At 67.4% G+C, this 18,520-nt stretch carries 19 protein-coding genes; 12 read left to right on the forward strand and 7 right to left on the reverse strand.

The annotated features are described in order from the left end of the window. Positions 1-526: 526 nt before the first annotated feature. On the forward strand, positions 527-1,870 hold the full coding sequence (locus tag FHT08_RS17510; protein WP_208409106.1) for an AMP-binding protein: 1,344 nt from the start codon (positions 527-529) through the stop codon (positions 1,868-1,870). 32 nt (positions 1,871-1,902) lie between these two features. Continuing rightward, positions 1,903-2,898: a hypothetical protein gene (locus FHT08_RS17515; protein ID WP_166776049.1), complete on the forward strand. Its 996-nt coding sequence runs from the start codon at positions 1,903-1,905 to the stop codon at positions 2,896-2,898. A gap of 1 nt (position 2,899) precedes the next feature. Here FHT08_RS17515 and FHT08_RS17520 read toward each other — a convergent pair whose 3' ends face one another. Both FHT08_RS17520 and FHT08_RS17525 read right to left on the reverse strand, forming a co-directional pair. Then, the gene (locus FHT08_RS17520; RefSeq protein ID WP_166776051.1) at positions 2,900-3,907 is read right to left on the reverse strand and encodes a pteridine-dependent deoxygenase; all 1,008 of its coding nucleotides are present in this window, start codon (positions 3,905-3,907) and stop codon (positions 2,900-2,902) included. After that, the gene (locus tag FHT08_RS17525) at positions 3,904-5,286 is read right to left on the reverse strand and encodes an FAD-dependent oxidoreductase (protein WP_104537632.1); all 1,383 of its coding nucleotides are present in this window, start codon (positions 5,284-5,286) and stop codon (positions 3,904-3,906) included. Before FHT08_RS17525 ends, FHT08_RS17520 begins: the two co-directional genes overlap by 4 nt. A 292-nt stretch (positions 5,287-5,578) precedes the next feature. Here FHT08_RS17525 and xanC point away from each other — a divergent pair, with 292 nt between their 5' ends. The 10 genes from xanC (at position 5,579) to fabG (ending at position 13,229) form a co-directional block, all read left to right on the forward strand. Continuing rightward, on the forward strand, positions 5,579-5,848 hold the full coding sequence (gene xanC, locus FHT08_RS17530; protein ID WP_011260626.1) for a xanthomonadin biosynthesis acyl carrier protein XanC: 270 nt from the start codon (positions 5,579-5,581) through the stop codon (positions 5,846-5,848). 37 nt (positions 5,849-5,885) lie between these two features. After that, positions 5,886-6,569 carry a ketosynthase gene (locus FHT08_RS17535; protein WP_166776257.1) on the forward strand — a complete coding sequence of 228 codons (684 nt, stop codon included), beginning with the start codon at positions 5,886-5,888 and terminating at the stop codon, positions 6,567-6,569. A gap of 53 nt (positions 6,570-6,622) precedes the next feature. After that, positions 6,623-7,372 (forward strand): lysophospholipid acyltransferase family protein, encoded by a 750-nt coding sequence (locus tag FHT08_RS17540; RefSeq protein WP_104537634.1) that lies wholly within the window; start codon positions 6,623-6,625, stop codon positions 7,370-7,372. Between the two features lie 71 nt (positions 7,373-7,443). After that, complete coding sequence (locus tag FHT08_RS17545; protein WP_258079554.1) at positions 7,444-7,671, forward strand: hypothetical protein; 228 nt, start codon at positions 7,444-7,446, stop codon at positions 7,669-7,671. Beyond that, positions 7,668-8,642, forward strand: a complete 975-nt coding sequence (locus FHT08_RS17550) for an acyltransferase (RefSeq protein WP_104537636.1) — start codon at positions 7,668-7,670, stop codon at positions 8,640-8,642. The genes FHT08_RS17545 and FHT08_RS17550 overlap by 4 nt, the downstream gene beginning before the upstream one ends. After that, the gene (locus tag FHT08_RS17555) at positions 8,566-9,213 is read left to right on the forward strand and encodes a LolA-related protein (protein ID WP_166776053.1); all 648 of its coding nucleotides are present in this window, start codon (positions 8,566-8,568) and stop codon (positions 9,211-9,213) included. Before FHT08_RS17550 ends, FHT08_RS17555 begins: the two co-directional genes overlap by 77 nt. A gap of 42 nt (positions 9,214-9,255) precedes the next feature. After that, on the forward strand, positions 9,256-9,531 hold the full coding sequence (locus tag FHT08_RS17560; protein WP_208409125.1) for a hypothetical protein: 276 nt from the start codon (positions 9,256-9,258) through the stop codon (positions 9,529-9,531). Further along, complete coding sequence (locus tag FHT08_RS17565) at positions 9,521-11,887, forward strand: MMPL family transporter (protein ID WP_166776057.1); 2,367 nt, start codon at positions 9,521-9,523, stop codon at positions 11,885-11,887. Before FHT08_RS17560 ends, FHT08_RS17565 begins: the two co-directional genes overlap by 11 nt. Continuing rightward, positions 11,874-12,323: a phosphotransferase gene (locus FHT08_RS17570; RefSeq protein WP_104607445.1), complete on the forward strand. Its 450-nt coding sequence runs from the start codon at positions 11,874-11,876 to the stop codon at positions 12,321-12,323. The genes FHT08_RS17565 and FHT08_RS17570 overlap by 14 nt, the downstream gene beginning before the upstream one ends. Positions 12,324-12,491: 168 nt before the next feature. Next, positions 12,492-13,229, forward strand: coding sequence for a 3-oxoacyl-ACP reductase FabG (gene fabG, locus FHT08_RS17575; RefSeq protein ID WP_166776059.1), 738 nt, complete (start codon positions 12,492-12,494; stop codon positions 13,227-13,229). A 263-nt stretch (positions 13,230-13,492) separates the two neighbouring features. On the opposite strand, the gene FHT08_RS17585 is transcribed toward fabG, so the two are convergent. The 5 genes from FHT08_RS17585 to FHT08_RS17605 all read right to left on the reverse strand — a co-directional run bounded on the left by FHT08_RS17585 (position 13,493) and on the right by FHT08_RS17605 (position 18,326). Then, a complete protein-coding gene (locus FHT08_RS17585; RefSeq protein ID WP_208409108.1) occupies positions 13,493-13,828 on the reverse strand; it encodes a hypothetical protein in 336 nt (111 codons plus the stop codon). A gap of 91 nt (positions 13,829-13,919) precedes the next feature. Next, the gene (locus tag FHT08_RS17590) at positions 13,920-15,542 is read right to left on the reverse strand and encodes an NAD(P)/FAD-dependent oxidoreductase (RefSeq protein WP_166776061.1); all 1,623 of its coding nucleotides are present in this window, start codon (positions 15,540-15,542) and stop codon (positions 13,920-13,922) included. Then, a complete protein-coding gene (locus tag FHT08_RS17595; RefSeq protein ID WP_104537641.1) occupies positions 15,539-16,360 on the reverse strand; it encodes a glycosyltransferase family 2 protein in 822 nt (273 codons plus the stop codon). Before FHT08_RS17595 ends, FHT08_RS17590 begins: the two co-directional genes overlap by 4 nt. Beyond that, positions 16,357-17,130 (reverse strand): beta-ketoacyl synthase chain length factor, encoded by a 774-nt coding sequence (locus FHT08_RS17600; protein ID WP_166776063.1) that lies wholly within the window; start codon positions 17,128-17,130, stop codon positions 16,357-16,359. Before FHT08_RS17600 ends, FHT08_RS17595 begins: the two co-directional genes overlap by 4 nt. Beyond that, complete coding sequence (locus FHT08_RS17605) at positions 17,130-18,326, reverse strand: beta-ketoacyl-[acyl-carrier-protein] synthase family protein (protein WP_166776065.1); 1,197 nt, start codon at positions 18,324-18,326, stop codon at positions 17,130-17,132. Before FHT08_RS17605 ends, FHT08_RS17600 begins: the two co-directional genes overlap by 1 nt. Positions 18,327-18,520: the final 194 nt, after the last annotated feature.

An 18,520-nucleotide genomic window follows, 5' to 3' on the forward strand; every position in this document is an offset into this window, starting at 1 on the left:
TACGCGGTGGGGCGAGTGCGTCATCGAAGAGGCGAGGCGTCGGCGAGTGGCGGACGCGACAATATGCGTGGTATGCAGCTTGACCCGCAGGGCGCGTGCGCCGTGCGGCGGCAGGACGAAGTCTTCATCTTCCATCGCAGGCGACGGGTGCTGCAGCTTCTGCCACGCATTGCGTGCTGCGCTGCCATCTGCGGCCCGAGCGACCGCGTCAGACCTGATGCGCTGCAAGTGTCCGCTTGGGCGACCTGGCCGTCGATGCCGGCAAAGCGCCTGAAAACGCAGTGTGGTCCGCAGCGATGGCCGCGCACTCCGCGCACCGCGTCCACCCGCGAGCTCGCCAATGTCACCGTAGCGGCTCGATGCACGCGCGCCACACCACACAGCTGCAAAGCCGTGGAAATCTGCTTCACGCGGGCCTTGGCCGAGGTTCCGAAGTTCGGCCACCGCCGCGTAGCCGGAAACCTCCCGACTTGCCAGCAGGGCAGGTGGCGGCCAAGCTAACGCGCTTTTGCGATTGCCGGTTCCCATGTCCAGCTTGCCTGTTCCTGCCGTTTCCCACCCGATGGCCGTCGGCGCGCCCGGCCGGCCGCTGGCCTGGCGCGCGGGGCAGTCGGTCGATCTGGCCACCTTCATTGCACACGTGCATGGCCTGGCCCAGCAGCTGCCGGACGGTCGCCACGCGGTGAATCTGTGCGAGGACCGCTATCGCTTCATGGTCGCGTTCTATGCCTGCGCGTTGCGCGGGCAGGTGTCGCTGCTGCCGTCCTCGCGCGCGCCGGCCGTGGTCGGCGAAGTGCAGGCGCGGCATGCCGATGCATACTGCCTGGGCGATCTGGCGCTGGAACTGGCACCGCCGCGTTACTGGCAGCTGCCGGCCGAGTTGCCGCAAGCCGAGGGCCAGATTCCGCAGCTGGCCGACGACGCCCTGGTGGCCATCGGCTTCACCTCCGGCAGCACCGGCAGCCCGCAACCAAACCCCAAGACCTGGGGCAGCTTTCTGACCAGCACGCGCCAGGATCTGGTCGCGCTGGAGAGCCTGTGGGCGCACACCGATGCGGTGCCACACGTGGTCGCCACGGTGCCGCCGCAGCACATGTACGGCATGGAATTGTCGGTCCTGCTGCCGATGGTGACCGAGCTTGCGGTGCATGCGGGCCGCCCGTTCTTCCCGGACGATGTGGCGCGCGCGCTGTCGGACATTCCTGCCCCGCGCGTGCTGGTGACCACGCCGGTGCATCTGCGCGCGCTGGTCGAATCCGGCGTGGCGTTGCCGCCGCTGGTCGGCATCGTCTCGGCCACCGCGCCGTTGGCGCAGGAGGTGGCCGCTGCCGCCGAGGCGCGATTTGGCGGCGAGGTGCGCGAGATGTTCGGCTCCACCGAGACCTGCGTGTTCGCCGTGCGCCGCACCGCACTGGAGGCGGCGTGGACACCGTTGCCCGGTGTGCGCCTGGAAACGCAGGCGGCGGGCACCTTGGTGCACGCACCGCATCTGGCCACGCCGGTGCTGCTGGCCGACATGATGGACGTGGCCGCCGACGGCCGCTTCCAGGTCCGCGGCCGGCAGGCCGATCTGCTGGAAATCGCCGGCAAACGCGCCTCGCTGGCCGATCTGACCCGTCGCCTGCTGGCCATCCCCGGCGTCGTCGACGGCACTATCGTGCAACTCGTGCCCGACCCCGGTCAGGCGGTCGGCCGCATCGCCGCACTGGTGGTCGCCCCGACCCTGGACGAAGCGCAGATCCTCGCCGCCCTGCGCGTCAGCGTCGATCCGGTGTTCCTGCCGCGGCGCCTGCGCAAACTCGCCTCCCTGCCGCGCAACGAAACCGGCAAGCTGCCACGCGATGTGGTGCTGGGTTTGCTCAACGGCTGAGTGATACTGCGTAAGGTGCACGGAGAGGTCGAATGAAAAAAGGACGTTTGGCCGCGGTGCTCACGGTCGCAGTCTGCTTGGGAGGCTTGTCTGTACTGCTGTCCGGTGGGATTGACCGGAAAGGCGCCGCTGAGGTCACGACTGTATCTACAACTTCGCCCGTGCAGCGGGCGGCATCGCCAAAGCGTGATTGGAACGCAACGCCACTGCCGCCACTTGGGACACCACTGCGTCGCGTTTTTGCGGATCTACGCCGCCGGGCCGAGATGGGTGATCCTCGCGCGGCTTGCCGATTGGCAGCGGAGTCACAGCGGTGTGAGAATCTTCATGAGCAAGTGGCCTCGTACGATGAGCAACTGTGGAAGCTCGAGCAGGTTAGGCGTACTACGAGCGCCGCCGAACGCGCTGGCTTGCAAGCTAGGGAGGCCTCGCTGGAAGCGATTGGCGATAGTCTGCTGACTCTAGTGAAAGACTGCGAGGGCGCTCCGCAACTTTCGTCGGCGGAACGGGTAGCACTGTGGCGGCAGGGGGCCTTGGCCGGGCAGCCTGCGGCCTTGGCGAACTACGCAGTAGGCAATGCATTCAAATTCCGCGATCTGCTCGAAGTCATTCCGGAGTTGGAGGGTTATCGCCGAGACGCGGAAGGAATGGCATTGCAGGCTGCCGCGAAAGGAGATCTACGAACATCGCTCGTCCTGGCAGCGGCGTACTCGCCTCGTCGCGACAGTGGAGACCGCATTTTTCTTGCGCAAGTCGTAAAGCCGAACATAGCGCGTTCATTGGCGCTATATCGACGTGGAGCGCAACTGTTACCCGCCAAGTCTCCCGCACTGACACGTCGTGTCATCGACGACAACATAGTTTGGCTTCAGCAGCGGGCCAGTGCTGCGGATCTGGCCCGCGCCGACGCTCTGGCCGCACAGTGGTCGCGTGAGTGGTCGTCTTTGGTGGCAAACAGGCCCAACGAAATTATCGTGGAAGCGGACGGCGGCGTTGCCAGCATAGGACCGGCAAGTTGCAGTCGCTGACTTACCCATGCACCCCATCGATCTCCACTGCCAGCTCGTCGCGGCAGATCACCGCGTGCAGCAGCAGACGCGGCACCGCATCGCCGAAGCGGGCGTCCAGCGCCTGCGCGACCTTGGGCAGGTCGTCCTGCTCGCGCACGTAGACCTTCAGGCGGGTGCCGGCGCCGAACTGTGCGGGCAGGGTGGGGGCGTGCTGGCGTGCGGCGCCGAGCAGGGCGTCGAAGTTCGCGAAGGTCTCTTCCAGCTGCGCCAGCAACTGGCCGGTGTGCATCGAGGCATGCCCGACCACGGCGGCGGTGCCTGACAGCAGCAGCGGCATGTCGCTGCCGGCCGGCGGCAGCATGGCGCGCGCGAAACTCGGCGGCTGCGGGCCGTATTGGCGCGGGTAGTTGTAGGCGCTGACCTGGCGCGGATTTTCCAGCGGGGTGCCGGCGTCGCTGGCGGCCAGCCAATAGATCTGGATGATGCGCTCGGCATCGCAGCGTCCCACCGCAGTGGCGGCCGGCAGCTGCGCATTGTCGAAGGCGCCCAGGCCGCGCGCACGGCCCACGCAGAACTGCCGGTAGCGTTCGCGGTCGCCACTGCCCAGGGTGATGGCATCCAGATAGTTCCAGATACGCAGCAGGCGCGGGGTCTGGCTGCCGGTGACGAAGGCGGTGATCTCCGCATAGGCCCTGGCGGCGGCGGCTTCGATATCGACATCCTGCTCGTCGATTTCGATCACGCCGAACTGCAGGCGGCCGTCGCTGGCCCAGGCGATGTTGCCATCGCGGCCACTGTGCACCGCTGCGTCGCTGCGCCACACCTCCAGCATCTCGGCCTGATACGGTTGCAGCGGCACGCGCAGGTAGCGCGGGTCGTCCAGGCGCGGCGCCGCAGTGCCGAAGCCGAACACGGCCAGCACCTGCGGATCGGCCAGCAGGGCAGACGGGTCGGTCTGATCGACATAGTCGACCTGCAGACGGGGATGGCGCACGGTGTGCGTGGTCTGGGCCTGGGAAGCGGTCATCGCGTGTCTCGTTGTTGCGTGTCGCGTTGCAAGGTGTCGCCGTCGAAGCCGAGCGTGGCCTGACGCCGGCGTTGGCGCCAGGACTGCCAGGCGCGCGGCATCATCGACAAGGTGGTCAGTGCATAGATGGCGCGGAACGCGCGCAGGCGCAGGCGCACCTTGGGGCTGTCGAACACATCGCCGGCCAGCATCGCCACCACCGCTTGTTCGATCTGCCAGGTGTTCTGCGGTTGCGCGAACAGGGCGCGCATGGTCGGCGAGGTGAAGCGGTAGATGAACCACTTGAACTCGTCCACGCCGCGCTTGAGCTCGCGCTGCAAGGCGCGCTGCAGTTTTGCCTCGTGCTGCGGCATGCGCAGGGCCTGGTCCACCATCGCCGCACCGCGCTCGGCGCTGTGCATGGCCAGGAACACGCCCGACGAAAACATCGGGTCGACGAAAGTGTAGGCATCGCCGAGCATCAACCAGCGCGGGCCGGACATGCGTGTGCATTCGTAGGCGTAGTTGCCGGTGGCATGCACCGGTGCCACGCGTTCGGCGCCGAGCATGCGCGCGTTGAGCTCGGCGTTGAGCGCGAGCGTGCGCATGAAGAAGGCCTCGCTGTCGCCTTTGCGGGTCTTCATGTACTCCGGGTAGCAGACCGCGCCCACGCTCATGATGTCGTCCGGCAACGGGATCAGCCACATCCAGCCGTGCGCGTGGCGGTAGATGCTGATGTTGCCGGCATCTTCGCCCGGTCGGCGCGTCACGCCGCGGAAGTGGCTGAACAACGCGGCCGATTGATGCCTGGCATTGGCGCGTTTGAGCTTGAAGCGGGTGCCCAGGAAGGTGTCGCGGCCGCTGGCATCGAGCAGATAGCGCGGACGGAACTGCTGCACACCCGCCACGCCTCGTGCCTGCAGCACCGGCTGCTGCCCATCGAACTGTACCGCTTCGACCATGACCTGATCGCGCGCGTCCACGCCCACCGCCCGCGCGCGCTCGAACAGCACCTGGTCGAACTGCGCACGCGGCACCTGGAAGGCGAAATCGGCCTTGGCATCCAGCGCATGCGAAAAACGGAAGGTGTTGTAGCCGCCGCTGTCGTTGGGAAAGTCCGCGCCGCGCTTGAGCACGCCGATGCTGCGCACGTCTTCCAACACGCCCAGGCGTTCGAGAATCGGCATGTTCATCGGCAGCAGCGACTCGCCGATATGGAAGCGCGGGTGCTGCGCTTTCTCCAGCAAGGTCACCTGCCAGCCCTGCTGGGCCAGCACGATGGCGGCCGCGCAGCCCGCCGGCCCGCCGCCGATGATCAGCACATCCGGGCACTCGGGTCCGGGAGCCGACCCGGCTGCCGGCTTGGCGGTCGGGGTAGGGCCAACAGCGGTGGAAGTCATCCTGGAGCGAACCTGCAGCGGGCGAGCGTCATGCAGTCATGATAGCCTGACCGGCGGCCCGGACAGGTATGCCGGCCGCCGGATCGCTGTTGCAGACCGATCGACACCCTCGCCGATGCGGCCGCAAGGCCGGCGTGGCGAGTGCTCGGAATCGGCCCGCACGGCAACGTACACTGTCCGTGGTTCCGCAGCATCGCCCACGCCGACCTGACGGTTGGCTGCGCCGCTGTGGTGGTTGCCCTGAAATTTCGCTGCGAATCTGTCGCCCGACCCTCACCTGGAAGCTCTCTGGATGTCCTCGCAAACCGCTGCCGAACGTGAACTGGCCGAACTCCTGGTCGAAAGTCTGAACCTGGAAGACGTCCAGCCCGCCGACATCGACCCGGAGGCGCCGTTGTTCAACACCGGGCTGGGACTGGATTCGATCGACGCGCTGGAACTGGCGCTGGCGATCAGCAAGCGCTATGGCTTCCAGCTGCGCTCGGACAATGACGAGAACCGTCGCATCTTCGCGTCGCTGCGCGCATTGTCGGCGCATGTCGAAGCCAACAAGACCGTCTGAGGTTGCGACCGCCGCGTCCGGCGATGCGCCCCCGTGGGTGCTGGGGCTGGGCGTGTTGCTGGCGGTGGCGTATTCGCCGCTGGCACATTGGGCCAACGCCAGCCATCGCCCGGAACTGGCCGTCATCGCCGGCGCCTTGCTGGTGCTGATGGTGCTGATCGAACCGATGGCCGCGCGCCGGGCCTGGGCCTGGACATTGGGCGTGCTGATCTTGCTGGGCCTGAGCGCGTTGTGGCACTCGCCGTACGCGATGCTGGTGCTGGCCGCGCCGCCGGTGGTGTTCACCGGCTGGATCGCCTGGTTCTTCGGCCGCAGCCTGCGCCGTGGGCGCACGCCGCTGATCAGCCGCATTGTCGAAGGGCTGTATCGCCAGGCCGGCATGCCGATCACTGCGGAGCAATACCGCTATACGCGTCGTCTCACCCTGGCCTGGGCGCTGCTGCTGTGCGCGCTGACCCTGGTCAACCTGGTGCTGGGCCTGTGCGCCGAACCCAGTGGCGTGCTGGCGCAACTGGGCTACCCCTCGCCGCTGCCGATCAGCGACGCGCGCGCGTCGTTGTTCGCCAATCTGCTGGCGTACGGGGTGGTTGGCGGGTTCTTTATAGGCGAATATCTATTGCGCGGCCGCTGGTTTCCACAGCGCCCCTATCGTAATCTGCCAGACTTCTTGCGCCAGATGGCGCGGCTCGGGCCGGAATTCTGGCGCGATCTGCTGCGCTGAGTGCGTGGCCAGGGGCAGCGACGTACGTGCACATTTTCGGGGACAATACAAAAATGCCGTTGGCAAGGATGCCGTCGCGCCTGGCGTGGGCCGTGTTCAATCTGTTGCAGCTGGCCTTCACGCTGACGTTTACCGCTGGCGGAATCGTCTATGCCCTGGCGTTGCTGGCGATCACGCGCGATGCCGACCGCCTGCTGCGCATGGGCGCCTGGATGTGGTCGCCGGTGCTGTTTCGCGGCGCCGGTGCCAAGGTGATCGTGGAAGGCCGCGAGCGCGTGGACTGGTCCAGGAACTATCTGTTCGTCAGCAACCACCAGTCGGTCATCGATATCTGCGCGTTGTTCTACGCCTTGCCGGTGCCGCTGCGGTTCCTGCTCAAGGACGAAATGCTCAAGGTACCGTTCGTGAACTGGTATGCGCGCGCCACCGGCATGCTGTTCCTGGACCGCGACAGCCGGCGTGCCGGGGCGATGGTGCGCCGGCAGGCCGCCGCCCTGCTGCGCGAGGGCAAGCAGCTGTGTCTGTTTCCCGAAGGCACCCGCAGCCGCAGCGGCGCATTATTGCCGTTCAAGGCCGGGCTGTTGCAGGCCGCTATCGATGCTGGCGTACAGGTGGTGCCGGTGGCGGTGGATGGCTGCGGCAAGGTGCTGCCGGTGGAGGGTGTGTTCAGGGTGCGCCCGGGCATCATCCGTGTACGCATCGGCGCGCCGATTCGGGTGACCGGGCCGGACGCGCCGGACCGCCAGCAATTGACCGAGCAGGCACACAACGCCGTGGCTGCGATGCTTCAACCCAGGATCTGAGTTACCCGCTTATGGATTTCGTCGTGCCGCATGATCATCCCTGCCTGCCCGGGCACTTTCCGGGACGCCCCGTGGTGCCTGGCGTGGTCGTGCTCGACCATGTGCTGCAGGCGCTGGAAGCTGCGTATGGCCCACGTGCCGCGGCACGCCTGCCGCAGGTGAAGTTCGTGCAGCCGTTGCTGCCCGGGCAGACGGCATCGGTCACGCTGGACGGCGTGGGCCCGCGTTGGCGCTTTCGCGTGCAGCGCGCCGACGAGCTGCTGGTCAGCGGCGAAGTGGTGGCGGAGGCGGCGCGATGAGCAGTCAGTGGAAGCAACGCCCGGAAGGCGGTGGACGTTTCGCGCTGTGGCTGATCCGCGGCATCGCCCAGCATGCCGGGCGCGCGGTGGGACGCGCGCTGCTGTACCCGATCACGCTGTACTTCCTGCTGGTGCGTGGGCCCGAGCGCAGCGCCTCGCGAGCCTATCTGACGCGCGTGCTGGATCGCCCGGCCACGCTGCGCGATGTGGCGCGGCATATCCACACCTTCGCCTCGACTATTCTGGACCGCGTGTACATGCTGTGCGGGCAGATGCAGCGCTTCCGGGTCGACATCACCGGGTTGGATCAGCTGCATACGCAGATGGATCGCGGCCGCGGCGTGCTGATCTTCGGCTCGCACCTGGGCAGTTTCGATGCGCTGCGCGTGCTGGCAACCGAACGGCCGGACGTACAGGTCAAGGTGGTGCTGGACAAGGCGCACAACCGCGCCATGACCGAACTGCTGGGCGCGCTGAATCCACAGCTGGCCGCCAACATCATCGACGCCGGCATGGACGCGACCTCGATCGTCATGGCGATCAAGGACGCCACCGACGCCGGTGCGCTGGTGGCGCTGCTGATCGATCGCCCGCGCGAGGGCGACCCGGCGTTGCCGGCGACGTTCCTCGGTCGCAACGCGATGTTCCCGACCTCGCCGTGGCTGATCGCCGCAGCGCTGAAGGTGCCGGTGGTGCTGGCGTTCGGCCTGTATCGCGGCGGCAATCATTACGAGCTGGCGTTCGAGACCTTCAGCGAAGGCCTGGACGTGCCGCGTCGCCAGCGCGCGCCGGTGCTGGCGGTGCTCATGCGCGATTACGCGGCCAGGCTGGAACATTACACACGCTACGCGCCGTATAACTGGTTCAACTTCTACGATTTCTGGAACACCCACCATGCCGATGTGCCGCACCCTGCCGTGGATGCTGATACTGCTGTTCAGCGCCGCACCGCTATGCGCCGCACCGCCTGAGACGCTGGACGTCGGCCAGGTGCTGCAGCGCCTGGCGCGCCCCGCACCGGTTAGCACCGAGTTCGTCGAACTGCGTGGCTCGGCCCTGCTGAAGACGCCGCTGCGCGTGCAGGGCCATTACCGTCGCCCGGATGCGCAGACCCTGGTGCGCGAGGTCAGCACGCCGTATCGCGAGACCACCACGTTGCAGGGTGACGAAGGCGTACTGGAGCGCGAAGGCAAATCGCCGCGGCGTTTTTCGCTGAGCCGGGTGCCGGAGCTGGCCGGCTTGAAGTCCGGCTTCGGCGCGTTGCTGGCCGGCGACCGCGCGCTGCTGGAGCAGCACTACCGCATCAGCGGGCAGGGCCAGCCGCAGGCCTGGCAACTGACGCTGCAGCCCAAGGACGCTGCCGTGGCCAAGCAGGTGCGCGAGTTGCGACTGTACGGACGCACTGATGAGTTGCGCTGCATCGAAAGCGTGCCGGCCAAGGGCGAGGTGCAACGCACGCTGCTGGCCGCTGCAGCGCGCGAGGCCGCACGCGTGACCGATGCGGCCGCCCTGACCACGCTGTGCCACGGGTCGGGCGCGTGACGCAGCGCGCCTTCGGCGCAGGCAAGGCGCTTGCACAACCCGATGCCGCGCGCGCGGCCGGTGGACGTTCCGCTGGCACAACGAGGCGTGCGCATGGCGTTTAAGTTGAACGCCAACCGCCGCATCGGCCTGGCGCTGCTGTGGCTGGCGTTGCTGGCGGTGGCCGGGTTCTGGTTGAGCGAGACGCTCAAGGTCACCGGCGATCTGCGTAAGTTCATGCCCGCCCTCAGCACACTGAAAGCACTGTTGCTGCCCGATGCCGCGCGCGCGGCCGGTGCACGTTCGGCCACGCAGCTGGAGCTGATACATGGCATTTGAGTTGAATGCCAACCGCCGCATCGGCCTGGCGCTGCTGTGGCTGGCCTTGCTGGCGGTGGCCGGGTTCTGGTTGAGCGAGACGCTCAAGGTCACCGGCGACCTGCGCAAGTTCATGCCCGCCCCGCGCACGCCGGCGCAGAAACTGCTGATCGAGGAACTGGGCGAAGGCCCCGGCTCGCGCCTGTTGCTGATGGCGCTGTCCAACAGCGAACCGGCCACGCTGGCCACGCAGTCGCAGGCACTGCAGCAGGCCCTGGCCGCACAACCGCAGCTGTTCGAGCTGGTCGGCAATGGCGGCACTGCGGGGCTGGATGCGATCCCCGAGCGCCTGCTGCCGTATCGCTATCTGCTCAGCGACAGCTTCGACACCACGCCGCTGGATGCGCACACCCTGCAAGCGGCCTTGCAGTCGCGCGTGCAGGATCTGGGGTCGCCTGCGGCCGCGCTCGTGGAGCCGTTGCTGCCGCGCGACCCCACGCTGGAAGTGCTGCATCTGGCCGAAACCCTGCAACCTGCAGCGGCGCCGCAGACGCGCAACCAGGTGTGGTTCGACCGTGCCGGCACCTCGGCCTTGCTGGTCGTGCAGACGCGTGCGGCCGGCTTCGATCCCACCGGCCAGCAACTGGCCTACGACGCGGTGCAGGCGGCCTTCGCCAAGGTCGGCAAGGGCAGCACGACCCGGCTTACCTTGACCGGCCCCGGCGCATTTGCCGTGGAAATCACCGCGCGCACGCAGGGCGAGGCGCAGTGGATCGGTACGCTGGATACGGTGGGACTGGTGGTGTTGCTGCTGGTGGCCTATCGCAGCTGGAAGATTCCGGTGCTCGGCGTGCTGCCGTTGGCCAGTGCCGGCCTGGCCGGTCTGGCGGCAGTGGCGCTGTTGTTCGATGGCGTGCACGGCATCACCGTGGCATTCGGCTTCACTTTGATCGGCGTGGTGCAGGACTATCCGATCCACCTGTTCAGTCATCAGCGCCCGGATCTGGATCCACGCGACAACGCGCGCCATCTGTGGCCGACGCTGGCCACCGGCGTGGTGTCCACCTGCATTGCCTATGTGACTTTCCTGTTCTCCGGGGTGGACGGCTTGCGGCAGCTGGCGGTGTTCACCATCGCCGGGCTGGCGACCGCCGCGATCACCACGCGGTGGCTGCTGCCATCGTTGATCGACCCGGCGCCGCGCGACTACGCCGATTCGCGCATGCTCGCCGCGCTGTGGCGCGGCATTGCGCGCCTGCCACGGCCGCGCATCAGCCTGGCGGTGATTGCGCTGATCGGCATCGCGGTGATCGCGTTCGCGCCGGGGCAGTTCTGGCAGAACGATCTGTCGAAATTGACTCCGGTGCCGCCCAGGGCCCTGGCGCAGGACACGCATCTGCGCCAGGAACTGGGCGCCCCCGATGTGCGTTACGTGCTCGCGCTGCCTGCCGCCAACGACGAGGCGGCGCTGCAGGCCAGCGAGCAGTTGCGCCCGCGCCTGGATGCGCTGGTGCGCGACGGCGCATTGACCGGTTACGACATGGCCGCACGCTATCTGCCCAGCGTCAAGACCCAGCGTGCGCGCCAGGCCGCGTTGCCGGATGCGTCGCAAGCGCGCGCATCGACCGACGCTGCGGTGGCCGCCACGCCGTTTCGCAGCGATGCGTTTGCGCCGTTCCTGCAAGACCTGGACGCTGCCAAGCGCGCCGCGCCGCTGTTGCCGAAGGACCTGGCAGGCTCGCCGCTGGCAACGTCGGTCGGTGGGCTGCTGCTGGGCCGCGGCGATCGCAGCACTGCGTTGGTGTCGTTGACCGGCTTGCGCGATCCATCGGTACTGGCGGCCGCCATGCAAGGCAGCGGGGCGCAGTTGCTGGATCTCAAGGATGCGTCCGAATCCCTGGTTGCCGCGTATCGCGGGCGTGTGCTCGGCGCGCTGGGGCTGGCCGCGCTGCTGCTGGCGGTGACGGTGGCGATCGCGTTGCGCAGCCCGCGCCGGATCGTGCGCGTATTGCTGCCGATGGCGTTGACCACGGTGCTGATCCTGGCGATCCTGCGCGGCATGGGGGTGGAGCTCAATCTGTTCCATCTGATCGCGCTGATCCTGGCGGCAGGTCTGGGCCTGGATTACGCGTTGTTCTTCGACCATGCCGGCGACGATCACGCCGACCAGCTGCGCACCCTGCATGCGCTGATCGTATGCAGCCTGATGACCTTGCTGGTGTTCGCGTTGCTGGCTGCGTCCAGCATCCCGGTGTTGCGTGCGATCGGCAGCACGGTGGCGCTGGGGGTGGTGTTCAATTTCATCCTGGCCTTGCTGGTGTCGCGCGAGCCGGCGCTGGAGCGCGCAAGAAACGGAGAGGCACATGCAGGGACGTGAGGCGATTGCGGCGCTGATTCCGCATCAGGGCAGCATGTGCCTGTGGGAGGAAGTGCTGGAATGGGATGCGCAGCGCATCGTGTTGCGTAGTGATGCCCATCGCAGCGATACGCATCCATTGCGTTGCAACGGGCGCCTGCGTGCGCTGCATCTATGCGAATACGGTGCACAAGCCATGGCCGTGCACGGCGGCTTGCTCGGCCGGGACTCGGGCAAGCCGGTGCGCCCGGGCATGCTGGTGGCGCTGCGCGCGGTGGACCTGCACGTCGCGTATCTGGACGACCTGCCCGATGCGATCGTCTGCGAGGCGCAGGTGTTGATGCAGGGCGAGGACAGCCAGCAATACAGTTTTCGCCTGAGCCACGGCGCGCAATTGCTCGCCGAAGGGCGCGCCACGGTGATGCTGGGCGCTGCGCAGGCCACCCAGGCCCTGTAGAGGGGCGGCAGCGCGCGATGAAGCGTGACCGCTGACGCCGCATCGCGCACAAGTACGCTCCTACATGATGTGGGCGATCAATGCTGGCGATCTATTCCTGCGCTTGCTGCGAGTCGTTAGGATGAGGCTCTTTCCGCCGTCGTGTCTGCGGCTTTCATCGAGGCTTCCATGAGCACTTCCATTCCACAGCGCCGCGCACTCGTCACCGGCGGCAGCGGCGATCTTGGTGGTGCGATCTGCCGTCAGTTGGCGGCGCAGGGGCGCCATGTGATCGTGCATGCCAACCGCAACATCGCCCGCGCCGATGCCGTGGTCGCAGCGATCGTGGCAGACGGCGGCAGCGCCCAGGCGGTGGCATTCGACGTGGCCGATGCGCAGGCCAGCGCGGTGGCGTTGGCGAGCCTGCTGGAGGCCGGCCCGATCCAGATCGTGGTCAACAACGCCGGCATCCACGACGATGCGCCGATGGCCGGCATGAGCGCCGAACAGTGGCATCGGGTCATCGACGTGTCGCTGCACGGGTTCTTCAACGTCACCCAGTCGCTGCTGCTGCCGATGGCGCGTACGCGCTGGGGCCGCATCGTCAGCGTGTCGTCGGTGGCGGCAGTGCTGGGCAATCGCGGGCAGACCAATTACGCCGCGGCCAAGGCCGCCTTGCATGGTGCTAGCAAATCGCTGTCGCGCGAGATGGCCAGCCGCGGCATCGCGGTCAACGTGGTCGCGCCAGGCGTGATCGAAAGCGAGATGGTCGGCGAAAGCTTCGCCCCGGAAGTGATCAAGCAACTGGTGCCGGCCGGCCGCGTCGGCAAGCCCGACGAAGTGGCCGCATTGGTCGCGTTCCTGTGTTCGGAGTCAGCCGGTTACATCAACGGCCAGGTCATCGGCATCAATGGTGGAATGGGCTGAGGGCGGGTGATCTGCTGGTTTGCTGCGGGGTCCTTGCCCGCCCACCATCGAAGGACACGCTGCAAGTACGTCCTTGTAAGCTCTTACGCGGCATCCATGCCGCGTAAGGTCCCGCGACGGTGGGCGGGCAAGGACCAGTCGAGATGGTCGGTGTGCATGGTGCAAGCAATGCACGCTGCGCGGCTCTTCGATGAGGTGCGGTCTAGGATCAGCTCAGTTTCATCGGAACACTGCGCTGCACATCGACAGCAGTGCATACCGAATTAGCCACCGGTCTCGTCGATCCTCATGACCAGATCGCGCTCGTGCGCACCGCGCGCGGCACTGCAATGCACCGACACGGTATTGCCATTGGCACGCAGGCGGCCGTCGACATACAGGCCATCGCCGCGATCGTGATACGACGCCGTCCAGTTGTAGATGCTGGCGCCTTGTGCAAGGTAATGGGTTTCAGCGGCACGCCGACACACAGGAACCAGGTCGCTACCGTTCATCAGCAGCGGTTCGGGGACGTATTGCACGATGTTTTGCGCCACAGCCTGCGTACTGATCGCGCCGGCGATTGCCAGGACAAGCGGATAGAACAGACTTCGATACATGGCTCACCTCCTGTGAGTGCGGATGCCCGAAGTATAGGTGCTAGGTTTGAATGCAGAAACGCACGCGCCGTTGCCGACGCGATTCTAAAACTCACGCCGCGTCGGCGTACCAGGCGGCGGTGAGGATCGGCTCGCCGATGGCGTTGGCGGTCAAGGCATCCAGCCCATGGTCCGGCAGTGCGGGATGGCGCTGGCGTGCCTGCTGCAGGATCTCGCGTGCCAGCACCGCCATCTGCGCCACGTTGCTGTGGATGCGTGCGGCAAAGGCGTCGTCGTCGAGGGTGGCGTTCAAGGCGCCATTGAGTTCGTTGAACCAGCCGATCAGGTATTGATCGAGCAGGCGCCCATCGTCGGCGGCCAGGCCTTGTGCAGCGTTGTGCTGGCCCCAGTCGTGCAGCACACGTTGCATCGCCAGATTCATGTCGCGCGCATAGAAGAAATCCGACTTCATGCGCGAGAGCAGGCTGAGGTCGGCGATGCGTCCGCTGCAGAACAACGGCGCCAGCAACGACCAGTAGTAGGTGTAATCCCAGATTACCTTGACCGGCATGACCTGCGCGTCGCCGAACAGCGCGTACTGGTCCTGATACAGGGTCAGGGTGTTTTCGTAGAACGAGAAATACAGCTGCTGATACAGCTCGACGTACGGGCTGAGCGACCTGCCGGCGCGGTCGCGGCCGATCAGTTCGCAGATGTAGGTGTTGGAAATCGCAATGAAGTCGCTGCCGGGCGAATAGAACGGGTCCAGGAACAAACCCGCTTCGCCGGTCAGCGCCCAGCGCTGCGGCGAGAACACCTGCTTGCAGCCATAAGAGAAATTGCGCAGGAACAGGAAGTCCTGCAGCCGGTAGTCGGCCTTGTCGAGCGTGGCGGCGACCTGCGGCTGATGCGTGCGCAACCAGGTCATCGCCTTGGCGTGGGTGTTCATGGTGTCCAGCGGGTGCATCGACGCATCGCAGACGATGCCCAGCGAATGCGCGCCGGATGACAGCGGAATCAGCCAGAACCAGTAGCCCGGCCCGCACATGTGGTTGGTCGAGCGCCAGCGGTCCGGCGGCGTGCAGCGCTGCAGCCAGCTGCTGTCCTGCGACCAGACATTGGGGTCGATCAGGCCTTCCACGCGCCACCACACCGCGTTGGCGTCGTGCGCATTGTCCTGCGCCAGGCCGAGCTTGCGCTTGAGCAGGCCGGCGCGGCCGCTGGCATCCACCACCCAGCGTGCGCTCAGCGTGCCGGCCTCGCCCGCGCGCTCGTAGCGCACGGCGTGGTCGGCCTGGTCATCGGACAGGTCCACGCCCTTGACGCTGCAGCTGTCGACAAACGTGATGCCCTGCGCGCGGGCGCGCTCGCCGAGGAAATTTTCGAAGCGGCCGCGATCGATCTGCCACGACGGGGTCGGCAGGATCTGGCTGACGCCCAGCTCGGTGCAGCGGTCGATGTCCTCGCGCTTGTCGGAGAAGAAGAAGCGGAAGCCGAACTTGCGGATCTGCTCGGTCTCCAGATGCTCGCGCAGGCCCAAGACCTCGGCGAAGTAGTGCGCGCCGATCTCCACCGTGGACTCGCCCACCTTGAACGCCGCCTCGCGCACCGGGTGCGCACGGCGCTCCAGCACGGTGATCGCCAGTTCCGGATCGCGTTGGCGTAGCTGCAGGGCCAGACTCAGTCCGGCCAGGCCACCACCGGTGATAACGACGTCGGCACGCTGTGCATTCATGGAGATGGCTTGCTCTTGGTAATCGCCGGCACAGTAGCAAATTCGCCGTCAGCGTCGTCGATCAGCACCGGGTTGGCGCGCACGCGGCGGTACTCGCGCCAGATATGCCCGTAGCTCCAGGCCTGGACCACCACATGCGAGGTGATTTCCCACAGATCGCGCACCAGGCGAAAATGGCTCTTGCGGAACGTGCCCGGCGAGGTGCCGGCGTAGCGGGTTTCGATCGGCACCGCGACCACGCGCGCGCCGGCCTGGCGTGCGGCGGAAATCAGCAGTTGCGCTTCGAATACGAAGCCCTCGCCGGGCACCTCGGGCAGGGTGAACACCGAGGCCGGATACAGGCGCTGGCCGCTCTGGCTGTCGACCAGCTGGAAGCCGCAGGCCCAGGCGATGCCCCAGTCGCCGAAATCGTTGCCGATGCGGCGGATGGTGGGCTGGGTGGCGCGCTTGCGCATGCGTGCACCGACGATGACGCAGCCGGGGTGGCGGTTGGCCGCGGCCAACAGACGCGGGAAATCGGCGGCCTTGTGCTGGCCGTCGCCGTCCATGGTCATCACTGCGCGCATGCCCATCCGCTGCGCCTGCGCAAACCCGCTGCGCAACGCGGCGCCCTTGCCCTTGCGCTGCGGATGCCGGATCAAGGTGATCGGCAGGCCGGCGATGCAATCGGCGGTGCCATCGTCGGACCCGTCGTCGATCACGATCACGTTGGAGCAATAGGTCAGTGCATCGTTGACCACTTCGCGGATGCGCAGCGACTCGTTCAGCGCCGGCACCAGGATCGCGGTGTCGTCGCGGGTCAGTGGCTGCCGGCTCACTGCTGGAGCTCCACGCGCAACACCCGCCCCGGGCCGGCGTACAGCGCCACGCGCTCGCCGCCAGCGGCGATCAGGTCGAACAGCGGCAGCATCGGCGCCATCGCATTGCAGGCGACATGTCGCGACAGCGGCCCCTCGCCCGGCGAGGGCGTGCCGTCGTCCAGCCGCGCCCGCAGCTGCAGCTTTCCGGGCTGGCCGGGCACGCCCAGCACCAGCGCACCGCCGAGCAGCCCCTGGCTGGGGGCGACCCGGCCCAGCGGCCCGACCGAGCGGGCGTCGTAGCCGGCCAGCAGCACCGCGTCCATGCCGGCGGCGCGTTGGACCAGCGCCTCCAGCAGGCCCTGCGCGAAGCTGCCCAGGCTGGCGCTGATCGCGGTGGCCGGAGTCATCGCCCCGGCGCCGATGGTCCAGTAGCCAGCCGCGGCGTTGTGCACCGAGTTGTGGAACTTGGTCGGCGAGATTGCCGTGGGGTCGCTGGCCAGGGTGGTGCACATGTAGTCGGAGATGGCCAGATCGCCGTACGTGGAAGTGAAGATCGACGGCAGGCTGGCCGGCTCGCGCCCGGCGGCGGTGCAGGCGGCCAGCGCGGCCTCCAGCGAGACCGCCACCGTGTCCGGTGCGCGGCGGCGCTCGTTGGCGGCCAGCAGCTGCGGCGCCGGGCGTGCCCCGGTGTCCTGCAACGCGCCGCCGCGCACGAACGCCGCAGCGGCATCCCAGCTCGGCAGGCCCTGGGTCCAGAAGCCGATCCCCTCGATGGTGGCAGCCAGCATCAGCGGGCCTGCCCGAACAGCAGCGAGCAGTTGTTGCCGCCAAAACCGAAGGAGTTGTTCATTGCGTAATCGATCTTGGAATGGGCATTGTCGAAACGGATCTGCGGGCCGCAGGCGGGGTCAGGCACTTCGCTGTTGAGCGTGCCCGGCAGCACGCCGTCGCGCAGCGCCAGCAGCGCGATCACCGACTCGACGATGCCGGCTGCGCCCAGGGTGTGGCCGGTCCAGGCCTTGGTCGAGCTGGCGTGCAGGGTGGCCGGGAAGATCGCCGCCACCGCGGCGGCTTCGACGCTGTCATTGGCCGGGGTGGCAGTGCCGTGCAGGTTCAGGTAGCCCACCGCGGCCGGCGCCAGGCCGGCGCGTTCGAGCGCGCCGCGCATCGCCAGCTGCGCGCCCAGGCCCTGCGGATGCGGGGCGGACATATGGTGCGCATCGCTGGATTCGCCATACCCGTATAGCCACAGCGTTGCGTCCGGCGCGGCGGCGGTGCGTTCGAGCAGGGCAAAGCCGCCGGCCTCGCCCAGACTCAGGCCGACCCGGCGCGCATCGAACGGCTGGCACAGCTCCGGCGCCACCACCTGCAGCGAGTTGAAGCCGAACAGCACGCTGCCGCACAAGGTATCCACGCCGCCGACCAGGGCGGCATCCACCACCCCGGCATCGATCAGGCGCGCGGCCTGGGCAAATACCTTGGCGCTGGACGAACAGGCGGTGGCCACGGTCACGCTCGGGCCGCGCAGGCCGGTGGCGTGCTGCACGAAGTCGCCCAGCGAGTGCGGGGTGTGCACGATCGGGCGATCCAGATCGTCTGGGAAACGCGCGCCGTCGGCATCTTCGACCAGGCGCGTGTAGGCCTCTTCGCTGGCACCGATGCTGGAGGTGGAGGTGCCGATGATCACCGCCACGCGCTCGGCGCCGTAGCGCTGCGCGGCGGCCTGCACGGCCTCGGCCATGCCGTCCTGCTGCAGGGCCAGCCAGGCCAGGCGATTGTTGCGGCAGTCCCAGCCGTGCAGGAACTCCGGCAGGACCACGTCTTCCACGCCGTCGATGCGGCCGATCCAGCACGGCAGCGGTTGCGGGCCGAAATCGTTGCGACGCATCCCGCTGCGGCGAGCAGCCAGGGCGGCGGCCTGGGCATCGCGCCCGGCGCCGAGCGCGGTGGTGGAGGTAAAAGCGGTGACGGCGACCGGGGCCATCTGGGACGAATGCTGCGCTTGGCTCACGGTGGTCCGGCTGGCAAGAAGTGGGCTCAGTATATCGATGGCGGGTCCGCTTCCCGTCGATGACGCACCTGAACGTGCCGGTCATGTCGCTGACGCGGCTGGGGTTTTCGCGTGTTGCCGCGCTTTCGCCATCGGCGCAATTGGGACACAATCCTGCGACACACTTG

It is taken from the genome of Xanthomonas sp. CFBP 8151, assembly GCF_011761885.1.
Lineage (GTDB): Bacteria > Pseudomonadota > Gammaproteobacteria > Xanthomonadales > Xanthomonadaceae > Xanthomonas > Xanthomonas arboricola_B.